Here is a 24733-nt window from a genome sequence, read left to right as displayed (position 1 = left end):
CTGCCGCGCCGATGGTAGGTAGGGGATGGTGCCGACGGCGCTTATTAGCAGCCCCGTTTTGGCCCCTCCGTAGAAAAGAACATCAGCAATGGCGCAGCACCAACCGGACCATGCCCCTTCCACCACGCTCGGCGAGGATCCGGTGGGCGATGCACCTCTACCGGAGGCGCCTGCAGCGCCTGCAGCACCTGCAGCGCCTGCGGCTCCCGCCTTCGACCTGACTATGCCGCCACCACCGCCCGCACCTCCTGTGCCGGACGAACCGGCGGAGACCAGCGGGACGCGCAAGACCCTGAAGGGTGCCAACGCGGCGAAGCAGTCTCCGGCCGGCGTCCCGGGCGGGCGGAAAGGCAAGCGGATCTGGCTGGCCGCGGCCGGCGTCGTACTGCTGGCCGGTGGCGCTGTGGGCGGGCACTTCCTGACCGATCCGACGCGCAGCGACGAATACGCGGCAAAGGCAGGCGAGTCCGAACAGCGGCAGGCGCGGCTGGAGAAGTCCCAGAGCGACTACAACGCCATGAAGGCTGACTACAACAAGCTCTCCGCGGGCATCTATGACCGGGAGAAGAAGGTGGGGGAGCGGGAAGAAGCGGTTACCGCGGCCGAAGCTGCCGTGAAGGCGCGCGAAACCGCGGTGACCTCCGCCGAAGCCACCAAGGCAGCCAACACCATCACCGACGGCACCTGGACGGTGGGAAAGACCGTCGCGGCGGGCACTTACACCACGACGACGGACGTCGGCTCGAGCTGTTACTGGGGCATCTACCGCAGCGGCTCCAACGGCGACGACATCATCGAAAACGACATTCCCGGCGGCGGACGCCCGTCGGTGACCATCTCGGAGGGCCAGGACTTCAAGTCCAGCCGCTGCGGAAAGTGGGAGAAGCAGTAATGAAGGAAAATGGCATGACACAGAACCCGCAAAACCTGACACCGCCCGTCGCCGACGGCGGCATGCCGGTGCCGCCTCCTCCGCCCGCGGCGCCGGTGAACACGGCACCGGCCGCACCGTACGTCATGGAGCCATACCGGACAGCGCCCGATCCCGTATCTCCGCGGCGCAACTACGCGTTGTTCGCAGGCGCCGGACTGGTGCTGGGCCTGGGTGCAGGATTCCTGCTCGCGCAGATCGATTTTTCGTCCGAGCCCGAGCCCTCAGTGGCACTGACCAACGCGGTGAGCAGCTGCGGGGTTGAGGACACGACCGGCATCGAACTCGGAGACGAGGGGCAAAGCCTGACGATGGACAGCGAGGGCAAGGAATCCTACGGGGCCGATTTCGCCGACATCACCTGCGTGCTGGATGCCATCGACATTCCGGACAGCGTCAGTAACCGCATGAATGCCACCCGGTCCCTGGACGGCCGGCTGACCGCCGAGTGGGATGAGTTCGCCGCGTCTTGGAGCTACCACCCGGACAGCGGGATGAACGTGGTCATCGAGATTCTGGAACCCAGCGAAGACTAGCTGCAGCCTGCCGGGTGCCGGACACCATTGTCGGTACTATCGGGCCAGTCATTAGACAAACAAACCACCGAATGGGGAACGTCGTGGAATTGCCTGGAATCCTTTCTGAAGACCGCACCGGCGAAGCTGCCAAGCTTCTGAGCCGGTACTACACGGAGAAGGTGATCACCGGTTCAATCCGCACCGGCGCACGCTTTGATTCGTGGGCAGGCGGCGGCGACGCGCCGGCAGTAGCCAACGCCGTCACCTCCGACGACCTGCTGGCACTGGCCTTCCTGGGCGTGGAGGTTAAGGGCCCAGCTGTAGTGGGGTTGTTGGACACCCATGCTGCGGAGATCACCCGGCTGCTGGAGCAGATTCCCACGGATGTAGATATGGCCGATGTGAAACCGCAGGACTACGAGCGGTTTTACGGTGAGGGCAGTGCCGCCTGGGAACTGTGGAAGGTGATCCGCGGTTCCAAGGGTGCACGGTGGAAAATGGGGTCCACGAAAACCAGCAAGCTGCTGGCCCGAAAGCGGCCCCTGCTGATACCGGTCTGGGATTCCGTGGTTAAGAAAGAGACCCAGCTGAAAGGCTCGCTCACCCAGTGGTCTGAATGGCATGACCTGCTCACCCGGGACGGTGGCTTGGTGGCAGACCGGTTGGACGCAATCCAGCAGCAGGCCAACCTCCCGCACCCCGTCTCCCGGCTCCGCGCCATGGACGTTGTCCTGTGGATGCACGGAACTGACGGAGGGCTTCTGGAGCCGGCAGCCGGCGAAGCCGATGATAGTGGCGCCGCCTAGCTTCCGGACCGCTGGTTCCTGACCGGATGGCGTTTCCGCTGCCATTCCGGGATTCTCCTGCCAGTTTGGGAAATCCCTGCCGCTATGCAGTGGCAGGGATTTCCCAAACCGGTCGATTTTTCCCAAACCGGCAGGGTTTTCCCCCGCCAGCGCTCATTCCCAGCACCGCCCCTCCACCCACCTCCCGCATCCGGCGTCAACCCCGGCCCCGAAACCGGCGCCAAAGCCCCGCGTTGTTCCGCTATGGGGCCTTTAGGCGCTTAATGTGAGGGTGGTAACGGTAAGTTTGCTTGCTCGTTTTCGCCCCGCCGCCTTCGGGCCGGCGGCGGCTTGGACAAGAAACATACGTACCAAAGTGAAGAGGTCTTGATGTGTGGGAATTCGTGGCGGACAGGTATCCGCAGATCCTGTTCGCCGGATGGCAGCACTTCAGCCTAGTTATTCAATGCCTGGTCCTGGCCACTGTGTTGGCGGTGGTCATCGCTGCACTGGTTTACCGGAACAAGACCCTGACCGGGCTGGCCAACGGCGTTTCCGCCGTCGGCCTGACGCTGCCGTCCTTTGCCCTGATCGGCCTGCTGATTGGCCCCGTGGGTTTCGGTGCCACCCCGGCCGTGATCGTGGTGGCGTTCTATGCCACCCTGCCCGTCCTGCGCAACGCCGTGGTGGGGCTGGCCGGTGTGTCGCCCGCCGTCGTCGAATCCGCCCGCGGCATCGGCATGGGCCGGCTGCGTACGCTGCTGCGGATCGAACTGCCGCTCGCCTGGCCGGTCATCCTGGCAGGCGTACGTGTGTCGGCGCAGATGGTGATGGGCATTGCCGCCATTGCCGCATACGCCCTGGGTCCGGGCCTGGGCGGCTTCATTTTCTCCGGCCTGTCCCGGCTCGGAGGTGCCAATTCCCTGGAATCCGTGGTGGTCGGCGTGGTTGGCGTCATTTTGCTGGCCATGATCCTTGACCTGCTCCTGGTCGGCCTGGGCCGGCTCACAACCCCGCGAGGTATCCGTGTCTGAGACAGAATCCCCCCAAGCTAACGACGGCGGTTCCGTCACCGGAGCCAGCATCCTCTTGGAGGACGTCACCAAGCGTTACCCGGGCCAGGAGAAAGCGGCCGTGGACGGGCTCACCCTGGAAATCCCGAAAGGCAGCATCGTGATGTTGGTGGGCCCCTCCGGCTGCGGCAAAACCACCACCTTGAAAATGATCAACCGGCTGATTGAGCCCACCAGCGGACAGATCATCCTGGGCGGCGAGGACGTCACCGGGATGGACGGCGACCAGCTGCGCCGCGGCATCGGCTACGTGATCCAGGCCGGTGGACTGTTCCCGCACATGACCGTGGCCGCGAACATTGCGGTGGTACCCAAAATGCTGAACTGGGACAAGGACCGGATCAGCGCCCGGGTGGACGAGCTGCTGGAACTGGTCTCCCTGGATCCGGCCGCGTACCGGGACCGGTATCCGAAGGAACTCTCCGGCGGGCAGCAGCAGCGCGTGGGCGTGGCCCGGGCGCTGGCCGCGGACCCGCCGGTGCTGCTGATGGATGAACCGTTTGGCGCAGTGGACCCGATCACCCGCCAGCGGCTGCAGGACGAACTGCTGCACATTCAGTCGGCGCTGCACAAAACCATTGTGTGCGTCACCCACGACTTCGATGAAGCTGTGAAGCTGGGGGACTGGATCGCGATCTTCGAGGAGGGCGCTCACCTGGTGCAGTACGACTCGCCGGAACGGATCCTGGCCAACCCGGCCAACGAGTTCGTGGAAAATTTCATCGGCTCCGGCGCGGGCCTGAAGCAGCTCACCCTGACCCGCGTCAACGAAGTGGACCTGGCCATGCCGGTCACCGCGAACGCCGGGGACCTGGCCAGCGACACCCTTTCCCGGCTGCAGGGCGAGGGCCAGCAGAACGCCGTGGTCCTGGACGGGCGCGGCCGGCCGGTGCAGTGGCTGTCCCGCCGCCAGCTCAGCCGGCTGGACCGGCACACGGACACTCCGGACCTGAAGCTTCCGGTGATCGGCGACCAGGCCACCCTCAACGACGCCCTGGACACCATGCTGGTTTCCAGCACCGGCGCGGCGCTGGTGACCGGGCCGAGGGACCGTTTCCTGGGCCTGGTCACCGTGCAGACGGTCATGGAAGCCATCACCGCTGCGAACGAAGCCGCGCAGCTGGGCTCCTCCGGGGCGCCGGTGGGGATCAACAGCGGCCTCATTGCACGGAACGGCGCCGACGGTTCCGGCAGTACGGTCGACGACGCCGGTGCCGCCGCCGGGCGGGGGTCCCGGTGAGCGCGGCCCAGCCGGCGGTCCCGCTGACGGCCCGGACCCAGGTTGATGCTCAGACCGGCATGGATCCACAGTCCTGGCGGCCGCTGCTGCTGCAGCTGGCAGGCATTGCGGTGGCCTTCGGGCTTCTGATGCTCTGGCTGACCACCGTGGAGCTGAGCGCCACCGAGCGGGCCACCCTGGCACCGGAAGCCCTCTGGGCGTACACCGTGCAGCACCTGCTGCTCACGGGAGTCGCCGCCGTGATTGTGCTGGTGGTAGCCATTCCGCTGGGCATCCTGCTCACGCGCGGTCCGCTGCGCCGCCTGACCGGGCCGGTGATAGCGGTGGCCAACATCGGTCAGGCCGCCCCGGCCATCGGGCTGCTGGTGCTGCTGGCCTTCTGGCTCGGTTTCGGGTTCTGGGCGGCCATTACCGCGCTGGTGGTGTATGCCCTGCTGCCGGTCATGCGCAACACCATGGTGGGGCTGCAGCAGGTGGATCCGCGCATAGTGGAGGCCGGCCGCGGGGTGGGCATGAGTTCCGCCGGGGTGCTGTTCCGCCTGGAACTGCCGCTCGCCGTGCCGGTGATGCTCTCCGGCGTGCGCACCGCCCTGGTGCTGCTGGTGGGTACCGCCACCCTGGCCACGTTCGTCAACGGCGGGGGGCTGGGCATCCTCATTACCACCGGGGTGAACCTGAACCTGGACAAGGTGCTGGTGGCGGGGGCGCTGCTCGTGGCGCTGCTGGCACTGGTGGTCGACTGGATCGGGCGGCTGGTGGAACACGTCGCCCGGCCGAAAGGACTGTGATGGTTCGCCCAAACAACCCTGCCCGCCCAAAACCGGCCCGCCGCCGCCCGAACCTGCGCCGGGCTGCCGGCGCCGCCGCAGCCGGTACCGCCGCCGTCGGGCTCCTGCTTTCCGGCTGCGGCCTGCAACCGGCTGATTCCTACGTGCCCGAGGCCGATCCCGGCCTGATCCAGCCAATCGAGGGCCTGCCGGATCCTGCCCCGCTCACGGTCACCGGCAAGAACTTCACCGAACAGCTGATCCTGGGCAAGATCTCGGTGCTGGCCACCAAGGTTGCCGGGTTCGACGTCACCGACCTGACCAACATTCCCGGCAGCCAGCCGGCCCGCGAACTGATGGTTTCCGGCCAGGCGGACATGACCTGGGAGTACACCGGCACCGGCTGGATTGCCTACCTGGGGCAGACGGAAGGCATAGCGGATAAGCAGGAGATGTGGCAGGCGGTGCATGACGCGGACCTGGCCAACGGGCTGACCTGGGGCGACCCGGCGCCAATGAACAACACGTATGCCTTCGCCATCCGCAGCGAAGCCGCCGAGGAGCTGGGGGTGGACAGCATCTCCGACATTGCCTCCCTGCCTGTCCAGGAGCGAACCTTCTGCCTGGAATCCGAATTCAACTCCCGCCCGGACGGCATGAACCCGATGCTGGAGAAATACGGCATTCCGCGCGGCTCCCCGGACGGGGTGCCGGACGGGAACATCGGCATCTATGACACCGGTGCCGTGTATTCGGCCACCGACGCCGGGGAATGCAACTTCGGCGAGGTGTTCGCCACGGACGGGCGCATCGATTCGCTGGGGCTGACGGTGCTCGAGGATGACCTCGCTTATTTCCCGGCCTACAACGGTGCTCCGGTCTTCAACACCAAGGCGCTGGAGGAATATCCGGAGCTGGTGGACGTGTTTGCGCTGATCACCCCGCTGCTGACCGATGAGGAGCTGCGGAAAATGAACCTGGAGGTGGACGTCAACGGCCAGGAACCGGCCGAGGTGGCGTACGACTGGATGATATCCAAGGGGCTGATTACCGCTCCGGAATGAGGTGGCTCCGTGGATCTACCGGCAATCCTTGGGCAAAGGAACGTGCAGCAGGCGGCCGGGCTGCTGCGCAGCTATTACACGCGGAAACTGACCTCCGGGCACGTCCGCACGGGCGCGTTCTTCGACACGTGGGCCGGCGGGGGAGACGCGCCCGACGCCGTGAATCGGCTGACGGCCGATGACCTGGTGGCGGTCACCCTGCTGGGCGAGGACATCAAGGGCCCGGCCGCCCTGGGTTTGCTGGGCACCTACGCCGCTCCGGTTGCGGAGCTGCTGGAACAGATCCCGGCGGATCTGGACATGGCGGATGTTCCGCCGCAGGACTACATCCGGGTGTACGGCCGGGACAGCGCCGCCTGGCAGCTGTGGGACGTGGTCCGCGGCTATGCGGGCGGACAGTGGCGGATGGGGGCGGCGAAAACCAGCAAGCTCCTGGCCCGGAAGCGGCCGCGGCTGATTCCCATCTGGGATCCGGTACTGGCCCGGGCCGCGGACCTGGATACTTCGCTGACCTACTGGGAAGAGTGGCACCGGCTCCTCACAGCCGACGACGGCGCCCTGGCCCGGCGGCTTGGTTCCGTCCAGGACGCGGCGGACCTGCCGGTGCGGATCTCCGCGCTGCGGGCCATGGACGTCATCCTCTGGATGGACGCCAAGCAGCGCAGCTACTGACGCGCGGGAGCCGGAGGGCACCGGGGCGGCGGTGGTTGGCGGTAGGATCCCACGTGGCAGAAACTGCCGCACTTTTGACAAAAATACTGATTTCGGGGGGATTTAGTATGACGGTTAACACCGATCCGGGTTTGCCCAGGGAGGACGGCAGCAGCGCCTCCGCCAAGGGTGCCAAGACCGCCAAGGGCAAGCACCATCCGCTGACCGACCTGGCCGTTGGGCTGGTGCTGCTGCTTGCGGGCCTCTTTCTCGGCATTGACGATATCTCCGACAGCCATCGGGATCATCAGCTGATATCAACGGGTGTCCAGACGCAGGGCACCGTCACCGAAGTGGTCTTCGAGCACCGACGCAAGAAGGGCGACAAGAAGGTTGTCACCGCTTCCTATCAGGACACCAAGGGACACACGCATTCGGTGACCTACAGGGATCCGTACCGGAGCAAGGAAGAAGGTTCCAAAGCCGAGGTGTCCAAGAAGCTGCGCGGTGCCGGCGTTACTGTCTTTTATGAGCGGTCCAACCCCGGGGAAGCCGTAGTGCAGGGCCAGGAGGCTTCTACTGGCGTGGGCTACTTCATCATTGCGTTCTTTGGCCTCTTGAGCTGCCTTTTCCTGGTGCCGCTGGTCAAGGGCCTGAAGAAAAAGGCGAAACCTGCTGACGAGGGCGCCGGATCGGGAGCTGCGGGCAGCTAGCTCGCGTAGGTAAACACCGTCACCCCGCCGGAGGCGAAGTTGGGGATGTCGGCGTTGGCCAGCTGGCCCTCGGCGGTGGTCATGGCCTCCTGCATGGCCGGCTCGTCGTCGAAATCCGCCTCGAACAGCGCGAAGAACGGAGCCTGTCCCTCCGGGGAGCTGAGCCGCTGGGACTGCCGGAAAGCACGGATACCCGGAATGTTCCGCACCAGCGGCAGATGCACGTCCCGGTAGTGCCGGCGGAACGCGTCATGGTCCAGGGGATGGCCGTAGAGGACAACAAGGGTGTGCATGCCGGGCAGGGTAGCGCGAACGACGGCGGCGGGCACGAGTGGTTCCGGCCCGCGGCCGCAGGGGCTAGGGTCCTGTCTATGTCGCTTACCACCAGCCCCGCTTCCGCCGTCCCGACGCCGGACCTTCCGGCCACCATGCGCGTCTCGGTCCTGCGCGTCCCCGCCGCCCACCCCGGTGCCGATGACCCCGGTGCCGACGATCCGGCCGCCGCCGCCGGCACCGAGCACCCCAACACGCTCACCGTCGAGGAACGTCCTGTCCCGCAGCCGGGCGCGGGCGAGGTGCTGGTCCGGGTGGCCGCCGTCGGCGTCTGCGGCAGTGACGTGCACTATTACCGGCACGGGCGGATCGGGCCCTTTGTGGTGGAGGATTCGCTGGTGCTCGGGCACGAGGCGTCCGGTACCGTCGCCGCCGTCGGGCCCGGGGTGGACCCGGAACGGATTGGGCAGCGGGTCTCCATTGAGCCGCAGAAACCCTGCCGTAAATGCGGGCAGTGCAAGCAGGGCCGCTACAACCTCTGCCCGGACATGGCGTTCTATGCCACTCCGCCGGTGGACGGCGCCTTCGCCGAATACGTGGTGATCGAGGCCGACTTCGCCCATCCCGTCCCGGACTCCGTCTCGGACGAGGCCGCCGCCCTGCTGGAACCGCTGTCCGTGGGAATCTGGGCCTGCCAAAAGGCGGGCATCGGCCCGGGCCAGCGCCTGCTGGTAGCCGGGGCCGGTCCGGTGGGCGTCATCATTGCGCAGGTGGCGCGGGCCTTCGGGGCCAGCGCCGTCTACGTCAGTGACATTTCCCGGGAACGGCTGGACTTCGCCGCCGGGCACGGTGCCACACACACCCTGCACGCTTCCCAGCCGGTGGACCGGCTGGGGGTGGACGCGTTTATCGACGCGTCCGGTGCTCCCTCCGCTGTGCGCGCCGGCATCCGGGCGGTAGCGCCGGGCGGCCGGGCGGTGCTGGTGGGCATGGGCGCCGACGACGCCGAGCTGCCGGTGAGCGTGATCCAGAACCGCGAGCTCTGGGTTACCGGAGTCTTCCGCTACGCGAACACCTGGCCCACGGCCATAAGCCTCGCCGCCGAAGGCAGGGTGGACCTGGATGCGCTGGTGACAGATCTGTTCGGCCTTGGGCAGGTGGCGGAGGCGCTCGACGCCGGACGCCGGCCCGAGACGCTCAAGGCACTGGTCCAGCCGTGGCGCTGACGCCGTGGCGGACCTGCTTTTCAGGCCAACCCGCCGCACCGCGCACGAGTCCTTCCGCCTCAAGTTACTGAGCGGTAATATAGCGGCCATGCACCTGATTCTGCGCACACTGCTGATCCTCTTCCGCGCCCGCCGCCGCTCCAAGCTCGGCTTCTTCGACAACTCTTCGGTGCCCATGCGCGTGCTGCCCACGGACATCGACGTTGCCATGCACCTGAACAACGGCATGTACCTGTCCCTGATGGACCTGGGCCGGTTTGACCTGCTGGTGCGCAGCGGCATGTGGGACATCATGAAGAAGAACAAGTGGAGCCCGGTGGTGAACAACGAGACCATCAGCTTCCGCAAGTCCCTGCAGCTGAACCAGCAGTACAGCATTGAAACCAAGATCATCGGTTTTGATGACCGGGCCATCTACCTGGAGCAGCGGATGGTGGCCGACGGCGAGATTTACGCCAGCGCGGTGATTGGCGCCCGCTTCCTCTCCGCCAAGGGCCCGCTGAGCAACGAGGAGATCTTCAAGAAGGTGGGCGCCGTCCCGCCGTCGGACCTGGTCCTGCCCGAGTGGATCAGTGAATGGCGGGCCAGCGTGGCCCTGCCCAGCACCCGCCGGCCCGCCCCGCACATCTGGTAGAACGCCGGCGCGGCCCAGCCGCCGGCAAAACCGTTGACACCCCCGCACCCCGGGCAGAACCTTGAAGCAGCAGGGGAGAACAGGGGTGTCCGGTGAAACTGACAGTTAATGCCTTCCTGACGCTCGACGGCGTGATGCAGGGTCCGGGCAGTGCCGACGAGGACACATCCGGCGGGTTTGCCGGCGGCGGCTGGATGATCAACCACATGGACCCCGCGGTGGCCCGCATTGCTACGGAGTGGTTCGACTTCGGGGACGCGCTGCTGCTGGGGCGGACCACCTACGAGCTGCTCTGGCCCTATTGGCAGGACGCCCTTGACCCGCTGGACCTGGTGGCTGACCACATCAACCGCATGCCCAAGTACTTGGTTTCGACAACCCTCACGGACCCGGGCTGGAACAACACCCGGCTCATCCGCGGCGACGTGCTGGCCGGTGTGCAGGAGATCAAGGCCCACGGCACGGGCGAGGTCCAGGTGCACGGCAGCTACCAGCTGGCCCGGTCCCTGTACGACGCCGGGCTGGTGGACGGCTACCGGCTGCTGATCCTGCCGGTCACGGTGGGGGCGGGGAAGCGGCTGTTCAACAGCGCGGCCGATCTGGGTGACTACGCCTTGACCCGCAAGGAAACCACGGACTCGGGTGCGCTGGCGGTGACCCTGGTCCACCGGGCAGCGGACTCCTCCTGACGAGAACCCTTTTCCGCCATGCGATAAACTCCCCGCAGATCGTCGGAAGGGTCAACAATGGCTGAACGTGCCGCCGGGGCCGGCGTGCAGTCGGTGGAGCGCGTTTTCGAACTGTTGGAACTGATTGCCGATGCGGGCGGGGCCGTGTCGCTGAGTGAACTCGCCGGGTCCGCCGGGCTGCCCCTGCCCACCATCCACCGGCTGCTGCGCACCCTGGTGGGCCTGGGCTACGCGCGGCAGCTGCCCAACCGCCGCTACGCGCTGGGCCCGAAGCTGATCCGGCTGGGGGAGGGCGCCAACCAGCAGCTCGGCGCGCTGGCCATGCCGCAGCTGAAGCAGCTGGTGGACGCGCTGGGGGAGACCGCCAATATGGCGGTGCTCGACGCGGACATGGTGGTTTACGTGGCCCAGGTCCCCTCCCCGCACGCCATGCGGATGTTCACGGAAGTGGGCCGCCGCGTGCATACCCATGACACCGGCGTTGGCAAGGCCATCCTGGCCCAGCTGCCCGAGGAGAAGGTCCGCAGTTTGGTGGCCCGGGCCGGGATGCCGACCCCCACCGGGCACAGCATCGGCAGTGCGGAGTCGCTGCTGGCGGACCTGGACCGGATCCGGGAGCGCGGATACTCGGTGGACGAGCAGGAACAGGAGCTGGGGGTGCGCTGCTTCGCCATGGCCGTGCCCGATGCCCCCGCGCCCGCCGCCGTCTCGGTCTCCGGGCCGGTGTCCCGGGTGGACGCGGCCTTTGCGGAACGGGCGGTGCCGGCGCTGCAGAGCGCGGTGGAGCAGATTTCCGCTGAGCTGAACCGCGCGGGCTAGCGGGCCCGCCAACACCGCACCGAACACGCGGCAGTACGGGGAAGGGCCGGTACCGCAGCTGCGGTACCGGCCCTTCCGTTAGTGGTGCGAGGTGATGCGGTAGTGCTTAGTGCTTAGTACTGGCTCTTGCGGCGGGTGCCGGCGATCAGCATGCCGATCGGGACCAGCAGGAGCAGCAGCGGGATCAGCACGGCCAGGATCTTCGGGGAGGTCATGATCTCGCCCGGAGTCAGTGCCGTGGTGCTGGCCCGCATGGTGTCGGCGCCGTCAGCGATCTTGCCGTTGCCGTCGGCCAGGGTCTTGCTGCCGTCGGCCAGCTTGCCGTTGCCTTCAGCCAGGTCCGAGGCGCCGGTCTTGAGCTCCTTGGTGCCTGCCGTCAGGGTCTTACCGCCGTCGTCGAGCTTGGTGACGCCCTCGTCCAGGGACTGGGTACCGGTGTTCAGGCGGCTGGTGCCGTCGGCCAGGGTGATGGTGCCGTCGTAGATCTTGTAGTTGCCGTCGGCCAGCGTGTACGCACCGGTTTCCAGTGTGTCTATGCCGGTGTAGAGGGTGCCTGCACCGGTGGCCAGCTGGCCGTTGCCCTGGGCGAGGGTGCCTGCGCCGGTTTCAAGGGTCTTCAGGCCCGTGTTGAGCTCGGTGGCACCGGCGGAAAGCGTTCCGGCACCTGCGTAGAGCTGGGCAATGCCGTCAGCGGCGGACCGTGCACCCGCAGCCAGGGCGGGAGCTGCAGCCGGATCGTTCAACTGCGCGAGGCCCTGGGCGATGGCTCCGGTGCCGTAGATCAGACCGTCCGTGTCGTATTTGATCGTTCCATCCTGGTTCAGGTGATACGGAACAGGCCCATCAACCTTGGGGTCGTAGCCGGTGAGGGCGTTGTCGACCCCGGCAACAATTCGTTCCAAACCTTCGAGCTTGTTTGCAACGTCTGCCAGACCCGGTACGGGAAGCGTGCGAAGTGTGGCGGCGCCCGCGGATACTCCGTCCCTGCTGTAGGGAACCAGATCTTTGCTGATGTTTTCGTAGGCGGTCTTCCCGTCCGCTCCCGGGGTAGCGTGAATGGCCTTCCAGATTTCAATCTCTGCACCGCTGACCTTTACGGAGCCGGGGGCCAGCTGCGCGACGCCCGCAGCAGCAGCCTCTGCGCCCGCAGCCAGCGCCGGTGCTCCTTCGGCCAGCGGAGCCATCTTCGTGTAGAGCTCGTTGGCGCCAGCGGCAAGCTTGTCGGAGCCTGCGCGTGCATTCGTGGCACCAGCGGCAAGCTGGTTGGCACCCTCAGCAGCGCTCTGCGCACCGGCAGCCAGGGTTCCGGCGCCGGTCCGGGCGGTGGTGGCGCCGGCGGCGAGCTTGTTGGCTCCGGTGTTGGCGGCTTCCGCGCCGGTGAGGAGCTTGGCAGCGCCCTCATCCAGGCTGGTGGCGCCGTCCTTCAGGGTGGTGACCCCGGACTTGGCGCTGGAAATGCCGGTGGCCAGCGTGTTGGCGCCGGTATCCACCTTCTCGGAACCGGCGGCAACCTTGTCCGCGCCTTCCTTGGCCTTGTCCGCGCCTTCCTGCAGGTCACTGGCTCCCGTGTTGGCGCGCTCAGCGCCGTCGCTCAGCTCCGTTGCACCGGCGGACACTTTGCCCGTGAACAGCACAAAGAAGGCCAAAAGGAGGATCAGGAACAAGGCCAGGAGTGCGGTTAAGAGTGTGTGGGGGCGGGAAGTGGCACGCCCGGACGTGGAACTCGTCATTGAATATCCTTTTTCTGCTTCATGCTGTCGAGACTGACTGGGCTGCGTGCAGCACGCCGGTAGGCGCAGCCTTCGCGGTGCGACCGGACGGGTCCGTCCCACCGAAGTGGAAACAACATGACGAAATCAGTCCGGGCTAGTGTGATGTCTGTTACATCTAAGCTACCCAGCGGTAACAAAGCAAGCATTTCGAGAAATTAGTTACCGAAGAGTAGGTTGCGCGGTATGTTTCCCTCCGCTAATGGGAAAACGCGTGTCGCACCGGGACATGGCGCGCGCGGAGGGGCATCCTGACTCCTGATGCACCGTCCGACCTCTGACAAGGGAGTCCGCATGAGCTGGCTGGATCGTGACCGCACCATTGCCCCGCCCGGCTTCAACCGCTGGCTCATCCCGCCGGCAGCTCTGGCCGTCCACCTGTGCATCGGCCAGGTGTATGCCACCAGCGTCTACAAGACGGCCCTGGTTGACTACTTCGACGCCAGCCTCACCCAAATCGGCATCATCTTCTCCATTGCCATTGTGATGCTAGGGCTTTCCGCCGCGGTGATGGGCACTTGGGTGGACACCAACGGACCCCGCAAGGCCATGTTTGTCTCGGCAATGTTCTGGGTAGGCGGATTCGTGGTCGGGGCCGCAGGCATCTTCACCCATCAGCTATGGCTGCTGTACCTGGGATACGGGGTGATCGGCGGTATCGGCCTGGGGATCGGCTATATCTCCCCGGTCTCCACGCTGATCAAGTGGTTCCCGGACCGGCCCGGGCTGGCCACCGGCATGGCGATCATGGGATTCGGCGGCGGGGCGCTGATCGCCAGCCCGCTGTCCTCGGCGCTGCTCACCTTCTACGATCCGGAGTCCGGAACCCCCGGCTGGGTGGCCAGCGGCGACGCCGTGGGCAAACTGTTCCTGACACTGGCAGCCATTTACCTCATCTACATGCTCTACGGCGCCGCGACCATCCGGGTTCCGGCCGCCGACTGGAAGCCGGCGGGCTTTGACCCCGCCACCGTCGCGTCAAAGTCCCTGGTCACCACCAACCACGTTTCGGCGGCCAACTCCATTAAGACCCGGCAGTTCTGGCTGGTCTGGATTGTGCTCTTCTGCAACGTGACGGCCGGCATCGGCATCCTGGAACAGGCCGCCCCCATGATCCAGGACTTCTTCCGCCAGCCCGACGGCGCGTCGCTGGTGACCGCCGCCGTCGCCGGCGGTTTCGTGGGCCTGCTTTCGATCGGCAACATGGGCGGGCGCTTTGTCTGGTCCGCCACCTCGGACCTGATCGGCCGCAAGCGCATCTACATGCTCTACCTCGGCGGCGGCGCCGTCCTCTACACCCTGCTCTCCTTTTTCGGAGACACCTCCACCATTCTCTACGTGGCCCTGGCCTTCGTGATCCTGTCCTTCTACGGCGGAGGATTCGCCACGGTTCCGGCGTACCTGCGGGACCTCTTTGGCACCTACCAGGTGGGAGCCATCCACGGCAGGCTCCTCACCGCCTGGTCCGCGGCAGGAATTGCCGGTCCGCTGATCGTCAATTCGTTCCTCGACGCGCAGGGCACTCCCGGTGAGCTGACCGCCAGCGCTTATATCCCGGCATTGCTGACCATGGTGGGCCTGCTGGTAGTCGGGTTCATTGCGAATCTGCTGGTCACCCCGGTGAACTCCCGCTACCACGAACCGCAGTCCGCGCCGCCCGCTGCGGCCCAAACCGCAACCCCGGACGGAGAACACGCATGAGCAACAAAGCCATGGTGACAGTGAGTTGGCTGCTGGTGGGGATTCCCCTGGCCTACGGTGTCTTCCAGACCCTGACCCGTGCCGCGGCGCTCTTCGGCTGAAACCTACTGACGAGCAGTCGGGGTCCCCTTGGAGCCCCTGCCGTCCTTGCCGTCCATCACCGCGTCCATAACAAGGGACCACAGTGCTGCCGCCCCTGCCATCGCCACGCGGGGCTTGGCCACGCCGCGCCGGACCAACCAGGTTTCGATGCGCGCGTCAACCAGCAGGGACACTGCAGTGGTTCCGCTGACTGCTGCCCCGGCGACGGCGCCCAGGCCCAAAAGCGCCATTTCCGTCCCTCCGGTCCCGGAACCGGAGGGGCGGGCGGCCACATACGAAGGAACGGCGGAATCGGCGCCCGCCTCCTGTGCACCGCGGGCAGTGGTGAACGGCGTGACAAGGTCAACGGTGCCGGCAGCGGCCAGTTCCCTCCCTTTCCGGCTTCCCTTGCGGACCGCTACGGCGGCCATGGCGCCGACGGCGGCGCCGGGAACCAGAATGTAGGCCCGGCGCAGCCGAGGGGGCCAGCCGGCCGGACGGGACAGCGTGAAGGCTCCGACGAAAGCGGCCAGCGCAAGCGACCGGGGAAGATTCTTCATGCCACACACGGTACCGGATGCTCCCGGGGCCCGGGCTGGGGCCGTCGAGTATGACGCCCGGAGCTACAGCGGCGCCGGGGCCAGGCCGGCGAACCCGGCAGCGCTGCGCAGCAGCTGCGGCACTCCCGCCTCCAGCGACGGCGCGAAGCGCGTGTCATGGGGCCGTTCCCCCTTGAGCCACCGGGTGTAGATGGCTTCACAGAAGATGGACGCCTTCCACAGCGCCAGGGCCTGGTACCAGGGCAGCGCCTCCAGGTCCAGATCCGTCCGGTCCCGGTACGCGTTGATCACCTCCGCCCGGGTGAAGTAGCCGGGGTTGCGGGTGACGCCGGTCAGCTCCAGCGGCGTGGATTCACTGCCCGGTTCCGAATACGTGGCGGTGAGATAGCCCAGATCTGCGAGCGGATCGCCGATGGCGGACATTTCCCAGTCCAGGACGGCGATCACGCGGGCCGGGGCGGAGGGGGCGAACATCAGGTTTCCGGGCCGGTAATCCCCGTGCAGTACCGCCGCGGCGGAGCTGGCGGGAATGTTATCCGCCAGCCAGCCGCCGATCCGGGCCACCTCGGGCAGGCTGCGGGTGGTGTTGATGTCCCACAGCCCGGAAAACCGGGCAACTTGGCGCTGCAGGTAGCCGTCCGGCTTACCGAACGCCGCCAGGTCCCCGCTGCTGACGTCTACGGCATGGATGCGGACCAGAGTGTCAACGACGGCTTCGCTGGTGGCCCGGCGCTGCTCCATGGAGGACAGGGAGTCCGGAATGCTGTTGGTGATCACCAGTCCGTCCAGATAGGCCATGACATAGAACGGCACCCCGAGCACGGCGTCGTCTGCACAGACAGCCAGGATTTCCGGCACCGGCACGCCCTGGGTCCGCAGCAGCTGCTGGATCCGTGCCTCGCGGACCATGTCATGGGTGGAACGCGGCAGCGGCGGGCGGGGCCCGCGGCGGAGCACAAAGTCCTCGGCGCCGCGGCGGATCCGGTAGGTGATGTTGGACTGCCCGTCCCCAATCGGTTCCCACGACAGCGGGCCGCTCCCCAGATTATGGGCGTCAAGGAAGGCGGTGACCTCGTCCAGGATCAGCAGCGGGGGAGAATCCAGCGCTTCGGCGTCGGCGCGGGTGGCCACAACTTCACGGCCGTCAGGAGTGGTGTGCATGGGTCAGGCTTTCGCGTCGGCGGGGGAGGCGGCGTCGTTCTCCGCCACATCGGCAAGGAAGGGTGCGCCGCGTTCCACTTCGCGGCGGCGCGCGGCGGAGGCGCGGCGGGCAATGGCCCACTTGTGCGTCTCATTGGAGCCGTCATAGATGCGGAAGGCGCGGACCTCGTTGAGGTAGGCGGCCAGCGGCAGCCGGTCGGTGACGCCGTCGCCGCCGCACAGCTGCAGACTGCGGTCAATCACCCGGTACACGGCCTCGGAGGTGTGGGTCTTGGCCACCGAGGACAGGGCCGACCCGGCTTTGGCGTCCGTTTCCAGCAGGGCGGCGGTCTTGGTGATGATCGCGTCCGAGGTTTCAATGTCGATCACGGACTGGGCAATCATTTCCTGCGCCAGGCCCAGCTCGTTCATCACGGATCCGAAGATTTCCCGGCGGTTGGTGCGGTCCAGGGCGATATCCAGGGACCGGCGGGCGAGCCCGAGCCAGCGCATACAGTGCGTCAGCCGCGCCGGACCCAGCCGAACCTGCGCGTACCGGAAGCCTTCGCCGGGAGCACCCAGCACGGCGCCGTCGGGCACAAACACGTCCTCGAAGTGCACGTGCGGATGCCCGCCGCCGATGGCCCGGTCCATGGTGTGCAGCTGCTCGCCGATCCGCACCCCGGCGGCGTCCATGTCCACCAGCAGCATGGTGGCGCCGGCCGGCGCGCCGTCCACCGCGTCCGTGCGGACCATGGCGATGCAGAACGAGGCGTTGTTGGCGCCGCTGGTGAAGCGTTTATGGCCGGTGATCCGCCAGCCGCCGTCCACCTTTTCCGCCCGGGAACGCAGCGCGGCCGGATCCGAGCCGGCGCCGGGGTGCGGCTCGGTCATGCCGAAGCAGGAGCGTGCCTCCCCGGCGACCAGCGGAGCCAGATAGCGGCGCTTCTGCTCCTCGCTGCCGATCAGGTGCAGCATGTGCATGTTGCCCTCATCCGGGGCCATGCAGTTCAGCGCGGACGGTCCGATCAGCGAATACCCGGCCTCCTGGAAGATGGGGGACCAGTGCTGCAACGGGACCCCCTGCCCGCCGTACTCGCGCGGGGCGTGCGGCGCGAACACGCCGGCGGCCTTCGCGGCGGCGCGCAGGTCCGCGAGCAGCTCCTCGGGCACGACGGCGCCCGGCCGCCGTTCGGCGGGCAGCACCGTCCCCCGGATGAACTCCCGGGTGCGCAGGCGCAGGTCTTCGATCTCCGGAGGCAGGGAAGCGGTGCTCATGGGCGGGTCCTTTGGCTGGAGCGGGCTGCGTGGGGGAGGGGCTGGGGAGGCGCTGCTTGGGAAGGGGGAGGGGGAAGGCGGCCGGTGGTGTTGCCGGGCGGCGGAAACTGCGGCGGGCTAGGCGGAGCCGCCGGCCACCAGCAGGCCGCCGTCGAGGTTCAGGACCTGCCCGGTGACCCACGCGGCGTCGTCGGAGACCAGGAAAGCGGCGGCGCCGGCCACGTCTTCGGGGGTGCCGAGGCGCTTCAGCGGATAGGTGGAGCTGACCTTTTCCTCCCGGCCCTCGTACAGTGCCCGGGCGAACTGGGTCTTCACCACGGCGGGGGCCATGGCGTTGACCCGCACGGAGGGGGCCAGTTCCATGGCGAGGGTGCGGGTGAGCTGTTCCACGGCGGCCTTGCTGATGCCGTAGAAGCCGATGCCGTGCGCCGGGGTCTGTGCCGAGACGGAGGAGAGGTTCAGGACGGACCCGCCGCGGCCGGTGAAGTCCAGGGCGGGATGCGCGCAGAGGGCCTGCACCCAGGCCAAGGTGCCCAGCACGTTGACGTCCAGGATGCGGCGGGCGGCCTCCGGGTCCAGTTCCGTCAGAGGGCCGTAGACGGGGTTGATGCCGGCGTTGTTCACCAGGATGTCCAGCGTGCCCCAGGTCCGGGCCACGGTGTCCAGCACCTCGGCACGGTGGTCCGGGTCATCGGACTTGCCGGCCAGGAACAGGACGCTGCCCTCCGGGAACTCCGCGGCGGCCTCCTTGAGCGGACCGATGTTGCGGGCGGTGATGAGCACCTTCGCCCCTTCGGCCGCGAACCGGCGGGCGATGGCCAGCCCGATGCCCCGGCTGGCACCGGTGACGACGGCGGTTTTGCCCGCCAGACGGGATTGGTTGGCCGGTGCGGGCTCCGGCAGGTCCTGCACCGTGTACTGCCCCTGGTCCGCTGACTCGTCCGCTGCTGACTGCTCTGTCATATGCTCCGCCTGTCCCTACTACCGAGCGACCGCTCGGTATGGGTAGTCTGGTGCAGGCCCGCAAGTTGTGTCAAGGGTCACAACTGTTCCCCGCGAACCCCGGAAGGATGCCATGAGCGCCGCACCCCAGCCCGACTGGCGGGACTTTTCCGTTCCCGTCCTGCCGCCGCTGCTGGCCGCCGCACTGGAATGCTTTCTGGAACACGGCTACCACGGCACCGCCATCCGCACCGTGGCCGCACGCGCCGGACTGTCCGTGCCCGGGCTGTACCACCACTATCCGTCCAAGCAAGCGCTGCTGGTCGGGATAGCCGAGTCCGCCATGGCGGATCTGTATGCCCGCAGCACGGCGGCCTTGGCCGAAGCCGGGGAGGATGTGGAGGAACGGTTCGCGCTGCTGATCGAATGCCTGGTGCTGGTGCACGCCTACCGGTGGGAGCATGCCTTTATCGCCGCGAGCGAGATCCGCAGCCTGGAGGGCGCGGCCCGCAGCGGGCACATTGCGGCGTGGGACCGGCAGCAGAAGCTGCTGGACGACGTCGTGGCCGATGCTGTCCGGCTCGGGCGGTTCTGCACCGCCCATCCCAAGGACGCCAGCCGGGCGGTGACCACCATGTGCACCGGGGTGGCCCAGTGGTACCGCGCCGGCGGGCCGCTCAGTCCCGAGGAGCTGGCGGCCCGCTATGTGCAGATCTGCCGGGGCGCGGTGGGTGCCCGCTAGACGGTCCTTACCGGTACCAGCGGTGCAGGTTCTCCTTCGGTTCGTCCCCGCGGGCAGTCTCGGAGATCCACGGGCCGGTGCCCTCGGACGCGTCCAGCACGCCCTCCTCGAGCCAGGTGTAGCGCCCGTCCAGCACACCCTTGGACACCTTGCGGTCCGCGGCGTCCGAATTGCGCCAGAGTTCTTCGAACAGGGTCTCGATCCGCACCCGGGATTCGGTGCTGAACGCGTCAGCCAGCTCAAAAGCGCTCCGGCCCTCCTCCGGATCCTTCCCGCGGATGTTCATGGCCCGGGCGCAGGACGCGGAAATGGCAAAAATCTCCGCGCCGATGTCCACAATCCGGCCCAGGAACACCTGGTGGTGCTCCAGCCCCGCCTGCCAGCGGGCCATGCCGTAGAACGTAGACCGGGCAAGCCGGCGTGAAGCCCGCTCGGCGAAACGCAGGTGCTTGGCGAGGATGCCGAACTCGGCGTACGACGTCGGCACGCTGCCCTTGCCTGCCGCGAGTGTGGGCAGCCACTTGCCGTAGAAGCCGCTGGCCTTCATGGCCGCCTTTGCCTTCGCGCCGAGCGGGGCATCCGCCACGGCCAGGTCTCCGGCGGCGGAGAGGTGTGCGTCCACGGCTTCCCGGGCAATAAAGAGGTGCATGATCTCGGTGGAGCCCTCAAACACGCGATTGATCCGCAGGTCCCGCAGCTGCTGCTCGGCCGGCACCGCGCGCTCGCCGCGGGCGGCCAGGGAATCCGCGGTCTCAAAGCCGCGGCCGCCGCGCACCTGCACCAGCTCGTCCGCTATGTTGTACGCCATTTCGCTGGCCCACAGCTTGGCAAGGGCCGCCTCGATGCGGATGTCCTTGGTGCCGGCGTCGGCCAGTTCTGCGGATAGCTCGAAGACCGCCTCCAGTGCGAAGCCGGTGGCGGCAATGTAGGCGAGCTTTTTGCCCACGGCCTCGTGCCGGCCGATGGGCCGGCCCCACTGCTCCCGGGCATTGGCCCAGCCGCGGGCAATCTTCAGCGACCACTTGCCTGATGCCGCGCACATGGCCGGAATGGACAGCCGGCCGGTGTTGAGCGTGGTCAGTGCGATCTTCAGGCCCTGGCCCTCCCGGCCCAGGCGGTTCGCGGCGGGGACCCGGACGTTGGTGAACCGGGTGACGCCGTTTTCAATGCCGCGCAGGCCCATGAAGTTGTTGCGGTTCTCCACCGTGATGCCCGGCGAGGACATTTCCACCACAAAGGCGCTGATTCCGCCCTTGGATTCCCCGTGCGGGGGCACTGCGGCCATCACCACCACCAGTTCGGCAATCACGCCGTTGGTGGTCCACAGCTTGACCCCGTCAATGACGTATTCGCTGCCGTCTTCGGACGGGATGGCTGTGGTGCGCAGCCGAGCGGGGTCGGAACCGACGTCGGGCTCGGTCAGGAGAAAGGCCGTCACGGCTCCGGCGGCGCAGCGCGGCAGGTATTCCTGCTTCTGCTCATCGTTGCCGAAAACCTTCACCGGCTCCGGCACGCCGATGGACTGGTGCGCCGAGACCAGCGCCCCCATGCTGGGATGCACGGTGCCCAGCAGCATCAGCGCGCGGCCGTAGTGCAGCAGTGACAGCCCCAGCCCGCCGTAACGCCGGGGGATCTTGATGCCGAACACACCCAGGTCCGCCAACCCGCGCAGGTACTCGTCCGGGATGACGCCGGTGCGTTCAATCAGGCGGCCGTCCAGGGTGCGGCAGTACGCCGCCAGCTCCTCCAGGAAAGCCTCCGCCCGGGCCTCCTCGGCCGGATCCGGGGCCGGCAGGGACCGGATGAGGTCCAGGTTGTAACTGCCCAGGTAGATTCCCTTGGCGAAGCTCGGGCGGGATTCGCCCGTGTCCCGGGCTTCTTCGGTGGCGTTGCGGGCATCCTGTTCCGTGACCACCCGGTCCTTGATTTTTCGAGCGCTGCTGTCGGGGCCGGACCCCTGGGCAAGATCAGTGGTGCTCATGGGATTTCTCCTCTGTTTTGGCCGCATGGAGGGGCGGCCTCGGCTCACTGTGGGGACCATGCTACGCCGCGGTAGCTAAGGGTAAAGAGGGTTCGCGGCTAATGTGGGGCGCAGGCAGCATTGCCGTGGGAAAGTACCTCCAACGGGTGGAAAATCGGCGGCAGTACAACGCAAAAGGAGACGGTTATGGCTTGGGTGGACAGCGAACGCGCGGAATTGGTCCGGACACTGCGGGAGGCGGATCCGCTGGCGCCCACGCTGTGCGAGGGCTGGGATGTGCGCCGGCTGCTGGCACACCTGGTGCTGCGCGAGCACGCGCCGTGGAAGATGGCCGCGGACGTGCTGCGCCGGCCCAAGCCCGGGCAGGAGAAGAACCTGGGCGCCGAGGCCTCCGCTGCAGCCACCCCCCACGGCTATGCCGCCCTGGTGGACCGTTTCGCTGCCGGACCGGGCCGGTTCTCCCCGTTCCGGGCCGACGCCGCGAATCTGGTGGAGTACGTGGTGCACCACGAGGACATCCGCCGCGGCACCGGTGCCGCCGCACCGCGTGAGCTGCCGGCCGGGCAGCAGCAGGCACTGTGGAAGCAGCTGGGGCTGATGGCGCGGATGGGCTACCGGAGCTCGCCGGTGGGTGTGGAACTGGCCGTTCCCGGGTTCGGCCGGAGGCGGGTCCGGGCGGGCGACACTCCCGTGCTGGTCTCGGGAAACGTGGTGGATCTGGCCCTGCACGCCATGGGCCGGCGGGCAGCGGCCAACGTCAGCGTGGAAGGCAGCGGCGAATCCGTGCGTGCCTTCCGGGAATGGGCCGGCGAGTAGGTGCTCCCGGCTTGACAAGCACCCCTCCTATGCCGTTGAAATAGTAAGCACACTGATTTGTTTCAGCGGAGCTGGATCGCCTACCAATGACGTATCAGGGAAGCAGGAAGATGCAGAACGAGGGGGATTGGGAACCCGTGCGGCTGCTGTCAACAGCTGCACGCTTGGTAAGACGGGAAGTGGATAACAAGCTGCGCGCCCTGGGGCTGACCCAGGAACGGGTGACGGTTCTGCGGGTGCTGCTCACGGACGGACCCATGCGGCGGGCGGAACTGGCCCGGCGGCTGCGGGTGACCGCGCAGACTCTCGGAACATCACTGGTGAGCATGGCGGGACAGGGCCTCGTTGAAGAGGTTCCGCCCGAAACTACGGGCCGCAGCGGCCGGCTCATGGCCATCTCGGAGCGCGGCCAGAAGATGCTCGCCGACGCGGAAAACCTGGAGCAGAACACTTCCACGGCCGGCATCGGCCCGGAACTGCGCGCAGAACTAATATCCCTGATCCGCGGCTTGGAACCGGCCCGGCAGTACGGGACGGCGTCGTCGACCGGACCAGGCACGGCCTAACGGACCGCCGCGGTGTCCACCGCGGCAGCAGCCGGCCGACCCGCTGGGCCGGGGTAACGTGTTGAGGTAAGAGCAGCACGTTTTTGGTCTTGGCGCCGGGAAGGACAGGCATGAGCGAGGGTATCCGAGTTGCCGATGCGGATGAGATTGAAGAGGGCGAAGCCCTCACGGTAGACGCCGAAACGGCGGGCACCGCGGATGACATTGCCGTGTTCCACAGCGACAACGGGAACTTCTACGCCCTGAATGACACCTGCACCCATGAAGAGGCCTCCCTGGCGGACGGCTGGATTGAGGGCGACGAGGTGGAATGCCCCATCCATTCCGCGCGTTTCTGCATGCGCACAGGCGAAGCGCTCTGCCTGCCCGCCCTGGTCAACACCCGGGCGCACCGGGTGGAGGTGCGCGACGGCGAAGTGTGGCTGTACCCCAACCAGGCTCCGCAGGACGCGTGAATGCAGGCCCGGCCCCTGCAACGGTAGCCGTTGTGGGCGGGGGCATCGCCGGTTTCAGTGCGGTGCGCGAACTCCGCCGCCGCGGCTACGCAGGTACCCTGCAGCTTATTGATCCCGACGGGTTGCCCTATGACCGACCGCCGCTGAGCAAGGCGTTCCTGGCCGGAACCCTGGACCTGCCGCAGCTGGAACTGGCTCCGCGCGGCTGGTACGCGGACAACGCCGTCGAGGTGGTCACGGACACTGCGGTGAAGCTCGACGCCGGACACGGCACCCCCGCCCTCACCCTCGCCTCGGGCGGGCAACTCCGTGCCGACGCGGTGCTGCTGGCCGCGGGTGCGCGCGCCCGCCGGTTGCCGCTGCCGGGCATGGACCTGCCCGGTGTCCTGACCCTGCGCTCCGCCGCGGATGCCCTGGCGCTGCGGCAGCGGCTGTTCCCCGGCGCGCACCTGGTGATCATCGGTGCCGGACTGGTGGGGGCGGAAACCGCATCGACGGCCCGGGCCCTGGGCGCTGCCGTGACCATGGTGGATCCGGCTTACCTGCCGTTTGAGCGGGCGGCCGGTCCGGATATGGCCCGGTACCTGCACGGACTGCACGCCGCACACGGCACTGCCTACCTGCAGGACACTCCCGCAGCCATCGTCGCCGGTGCCGGTGATGACGCCCTGACCGTGGTCCTGGCCGCAGGAGCCGCGCTCCCCGCCACCACCGTCCTGGTCTCGGTGGGCAGCGAGCCGGAAACTGCGCTCGCAGAAGAGGCCGGGCTCCAGGTCCACGACGGCATCCTGGTGGATGGCTCCGGCGCCACCTCGCAGCCCGGAATTTTCGCCGCTGGTGACTCCTCCCGGCTGCGGAACAGTGACGGCACGCCGGGCCGGCGGTTCGAGCACTGGGACGCAGCCCGCCGCACCGGTGAGGCAGCTGCGGCCGGGATCCTCGGCGTCGAGCCCCCGCAGGCCGCACCCGACTGGTTCTGGTCCGACCGCTACGGGATCCACCTGGAGATGGCCGGCAGCATGGCCGGTCCCGGCCGGACGGTGCTGCGCGGAGAACCCGGACCCGGGTTCATGGTGTTCCGCGTCTCTCCCGCCGGCACGCTGGCCGGAGTGGCTGCCGTGGACGGCGGGACGGCCGTGCGTGCGGCGCGGAAGCTGATCGAATCGGGCCGGGCGGTTGATCCGGCGCAGTTGCAGGACCCGGCGGCTGACCTGCGCAAGATGGCCCGTGGGAAGTCCTGAACCGCCCTTCCATATGGAACTGGCCGGTGTAACTGGAAGCTGTGCGGAGTATTACGCAACGTTAGCGTTGCGTAATTG

At 67.5% G+C, this 24733-nt stretch carries 27 protein-coding genes; 20 read left to right on the top strand and 7 right to left on the bottom strand.

Annotated features, from left to right (window positions below; all coding sequences use genetic code 11):
* Positions 1 to 88: 88 nt before the first annotated feature.
* The 9 genes from QNO06_RS14970 to QNO06_RS14930 all read left to right on the top strand — a co-directional run bounded on the left by QNO06_RS14970 (position 89) and on the right by QNO06_RS14930 (position 7742).
* The gene (locus QNO06_RS14970; RefSeq protein WP_227911832.1) at positions 89 to 892 is read left to right on the top strand and encodes an Rv1352/Rv1906c domain-containing protein; all 804 of its coding nucleotides are present in this window, start codon (positions 89 to 91) and stop codon (positions 890 to 892) included.
* A 14-nt stretch (positions 893 to 906) separates the two neighbouring features.
* The gene (locus QNO06_RS14965) at positions 907 to 1467 is read left to right on the top strand and encodes a hypothetical protein (protein ID WP_227911831.1); all 561 of its coding nucleotides are present in this window, start codon (positions 907 to 909) and stop codon (positions 1465 to 1467) included.
* A gap of 71 nt (positions 1468 to 1538) precedes the next feature.
* Positions 1539 to 2255, top strand: a complete 717-nt coding sequence (locus QNO06_RS14960; RefSeq protein WP_227911830.1) for a DUF6308 family protein — start codon at positions 1539 to 1541, stop codon at positions 2253 to 2255.
* A 371-nt stretch (positions 2256 to 2626) separates the two neighbouring features.
* Complete coding sequence (locus tag QNO06_RS14955) at positions 2627 to 3268, top strand: ABC transporter permease (protein ID WP_227911829.1); 642 nt, start codon at positions 2627 to 2629, stop codon at positions 3266 to 3268.
* Positions 3261 to 4547, top strand: coding sequence for an ABC transporter ATP-binding protein (locus tag QNO06_RS14950; protein ID WP_227911828.1), 1287 nt, complete (start codon positions 3261 to 3263; stop codon positions 4545 to 4547). Before QNO06_RS14955 ends, QNO06_RS14950 begins: the two co-directional genes overlap by 8 nt.
* Before the next feature lie 128 nt (positions 4548 to 4675).
* Positions 4676 to 5335: an ABC transporter permease gene (locus QNO06_RS14945; RefSeq protein WP_227912406.1), complete on the top strand. Its 660-nt coding sequence runs from the start codon at positions 4676 to 4678 to the stop codon at positions 5333 to 5335.
* On the top strand, positions 5335 to 6378 hold the full coding sequence (locus tag QNO06_RS14940; RefSeq protein ID WP_227911827.1) for a glycine betaine ABC transporter substrate-binding protein: 1044 nt from the start codon (positions 5335 to 5337) through the stop codon (positions 6376 to 6378). Before QNO06_RS14945 ends, QNO06_RS14940 begins: the two co-directional genes overlap by 1 nt.
* 9 nt (positions 6379 to 6387) lie before the next feature.
* Positions 6388 to 7050 carry a DUF6308 family protein gene (locus QNO06_RS14935; RefSeq protein ID WP_227911826.1) on the top strand — a complete coding sequence of 221 codons (663 nt, stop codon included), beginning with the start codon at positions 6388 to 6390 and terminating at the stop codon, positions 7048 to 7050.
* Between the two features lie 107 nt (positions 7051 to 7157).
* Positions 7158 to 7742 (top strand): DUF3592 domain-containing protein, encoded by a 585-nt coding sequence (locus tag QNO06_RS14930; RefSeq protein ID WP_227911825.1) that lies wholly within the window; start codon positions 7158 to 7160, stop codon positions 7740 to 7742.
* Here the strand turns inward: QNO06_RS14930 and QNO06_RS14925 are convergent.
* Positions 7739 to 8035, bottom strand: a complete 297-nt coding sequence (locus QNO06_RS14925; protein WP_227911824.1) for an EthD family reductase — start codon at positions 8033 to 8035, stop codon at positions 7739 to 7741. The genes QNO06_RS14930 and QNO06_RS14925 overlap by 4 nt on opposite strands.
* Before the next feature lie 78 nt (positions 8036 to 8113).
* On the opposite strand from QNO06_RS14925, the gene QNO06_RS14920 reads away from it, so the two are divergent.
* From QNO06_RS14920 to QNO06_RS14905, 4 genes are all read left to right on the top strand, one after another.
* On the top strand, positions 8114 to 9241 hold the full coding sequence (locus QNO06_RS14920; RefSeq protein WP_227911823.1) for an NAD(P)-dependent alcohol dehydrogenase: 1128 nt from the start codon (positions 8114 to 8116) through the stop codon (positions 9239 to 9241).
* A gap of 88 nt (positions 9242 to 9329) precedes the next feature.
* On the top strand, positions 9330 to 9875 hold the full coding sequence (locus tag QNO06_RS14915; RefSeq protein WP_227911822.1) for a thioesterase family protein: 546 nt from the start codon (positions 9330 to 9332) through the stop codon (positions 9873 to 9875).
* A 92-nt stretch (positions 9876 to 9967) separates the two neighbouring features.
* Positions 9968 to 10564: a dihydrofolate reductase family protein gene (locus tag QNO06_RS14910; protein ID WP_227911821.1), complete on the top strand. Its 597-nt coding sequence runs from the start codon at positions 9968 to 9970 to the stop codon at positions 10562 to 10564.
* A 57-nt stretch (positions 10565 to 10621) separates the two neighbouring features.
* Positions 10622 to 11383 (top strand): IclR family transcriptional regulator, encoded by a 762-nt coding sequence (locus QNO06_RS14905; RefSeq protein WP_227911820.1) that lies wholly within the window; start codon positions 10622 to 10624, stop codon positions 11381 to 11383.
* Between the two features lie 113 nt (positions 11384 to 11496).
* Here QNO06_RS14905 and QNO06_RS14900 read toward each other — a convergent pair whose 3' ends face one another.
* Complete coding sequence (locus QNO06_RS14900; RefSeq protein ID WP_269437358.1) at positions 11497 to 13113, bottom strand: hypothetical protein; 1617 nt, start codon at positions 13111 to 13113, stop codon at positions 11497 to 11499.
* A 333-nt stretch (positions 13114 to 13446) separates the two neighbouring features.
* Here QNO06_RS14900 and QNO06_RS14895 point away from each other — a divergent pair, with 333 nt between their 5' ends.
* Both QNO06_RS14895 and QNO06_RS17050 read left to right on the top strand, forming a co-directional pair.
* The gene (locus tag QNO06_RS14895; RefSeq protein WP_227911819.1) at positions 13447 to 14853 is read left to right on the top strand and encodes an OFA family MFS transporter; all 1407 of its coding nucleotides are present in this window, start codon (positions 13447 to 13449) and stop codon (positions 14851 to 14853) included.
* Complete coding sequence (locus QNO06_RS17050; protein WP_442860145.1) at positions 14850 to 14954, top strand: MFS transporter small subunit; 105 nt, start codon at positions 14850 to 14852, stop codon at positions 14952 to 14954. The genes QNO06_RS14895 and QNO06_RS17050 overlap by 4 nt, the downstream gene beginning before the upstream one ends.
* 3 nt (positions 14955 to 14957) lie before the next feature.
* Here the strand turns inward: QNO06_RS17050 and QNO06_RS14890 are convergent, their stop codons facing one another.
* The 4 genes from QNO06_RS14890 to QNO06_RS14875 form a co-directional block, all read right to left on the bottom strand.
* On the bottom strand, positions 14958 to 15494 hold the full coding sequence (locus QNO06_RS14890) for a hypothetical protein (RefSeq protein ID WP_227911818.1): 537 nt from the start codon (positions 15492 to 15494) through the stop codon (positions 14958 to 14960).
* A gap of 63 nt (positions 15495 to 15557) precedes the next feature.
* On the bottom strand, positions 15558 to 16655 hold the full coding sequence (locus QNO06_RS14885) for a phosphotransferase family protein (RefSeq protein ID WP_227911817.1): 1098 nt from the start codon (positions 16653 to 16655) through the stop codon (positions 15558 to 15560).
* 3 nt (positions 16656 to 16658) lie between these two features.
* Positions 16659 to 17912, bottom strand: coding sequence for an acyl-CoA dehydrogenase family protein (locus tag QNO06_RS14880; RefSeq protein ID WP_227911816.1), 1254 nt, complete (start codon positions 17910 to 17912; stop codon positions 16659 to 16661).
* A gap of 117 nt (positions 17913 to 18029) precedes the next feature.
* Entirely contained in the window at positions 18030 to 18875 is an 846-nt protein-coding gene (locus QNO06_RS14875) for an SDR family oxidoreductase (protein WP_227911815.1), read from the bottom strand.
* 112 nt (positions 18876 to 18987) lie between these two features.
* Here QNO06_RS14875 and QNO06_RS14870 point away from each other — a divergent pair, with 112 nt between their 5' ends.
* On the top strand, positions 18988 to 19596 hold the full coding sequence (locus tag QNO06_RS14870; RefSeq protein WP_227911814.1) for a TetR/AcrR family transcriptional regulator: 609 nt from the start codon (positions 18988 to 18990) through the stop codon (positions 19594 to 19596).
* Between the two features lie 7 nt (positions 19597 to 19603).
* Here QNO06_RS14870 and QNO06_RS14865 read toward each other — a convergent pair whose 3' ends face one another.
* Positions 19604 to 21577, bottom strand: a complete 1974-nt coding sequence (locus tag QNO06_RS14865) for an acyl-CoA dehydrogenase family protein (RefSeq protein ID WP_227911813.1) — start codon at positions 21575 to 21577, stop codon at positions 19604 to 19606.
* Positions 21578 to 21763: 186 nt separating this feature from the next.
* Here QNO06_RS14865 and QNO06_RS14860 point away from each other — a divergent pair, with 186 nt between their 5' ends.
* From QNO06_RS14860 to QNO06_RS14845, 4 genes are all read left to right on the top strand, one after another.
* Positions 21764 to 22393 (top strand): TIGR03085 family metal-binding protein, encoded by a 630-nt coding sequence (locus QNO06_RS14860; protein WP_227911812.1) that lies wholly within the window; start codon positions 21764 to 21766, stop codon positions 22391 to 22393.
* Positions 22394 to 22572: 179 nt separating this feature from the next.
* Positions 22573 to 22959: a MarR family transcriptional regulator gene (locus QNO06_RS14855; protein ID WP_227911811.1), complete on the top strand. Its 387-nt coding sequence runs from the start codon at positions 22573 to 22575 to the stop codon at positions 22957 to 22959.
* A 110-nt stretch (positions 22960 to 23069) separates the two neighbouring features.
* On the top strand, positions 23070 to 23414 hold the full coding sequence (locus tag QNO06_RS14850) for a bifunctional 3-phenylpropionate/cinnamic acid dioxygenase ferredoxin subunit (RefSeq protein ID WP_227911810.1): 345 nt from the start codon (positions 23070 to 23072) through the stop codon (positions 23412 to 23414).
* Complete coding sequence (locus QNO06_RS14845) at positions 23411 to 24655, top strand: NAD(P)/FAD-dependent oxidoreductase (RefSeq protein ID WP_227911809.1); 1245 nt, start codon at positions 23411 to 23413, stop codon at positions 24653 to 24655. Before QNO06_RS14850 ends, QNO06_RS14845 begins: the two co-directional genes overlap by 4 nt.
* Positions 24656 to 24733 lie beyond the last annotated feature (78 nt).

It is taken from the genome of Arthrobacter sp. zg-Y20 (assembly GCF_030142075.1).
Classification (GTDB): Bacteria; Actinomycetota; Actinomycetes; order Actinomycetales; family Micrococcaceae; genus Arthrobacter_B.
This window is presented reverse-complemented; position numbering and strand designations above follow the sequence as displayed.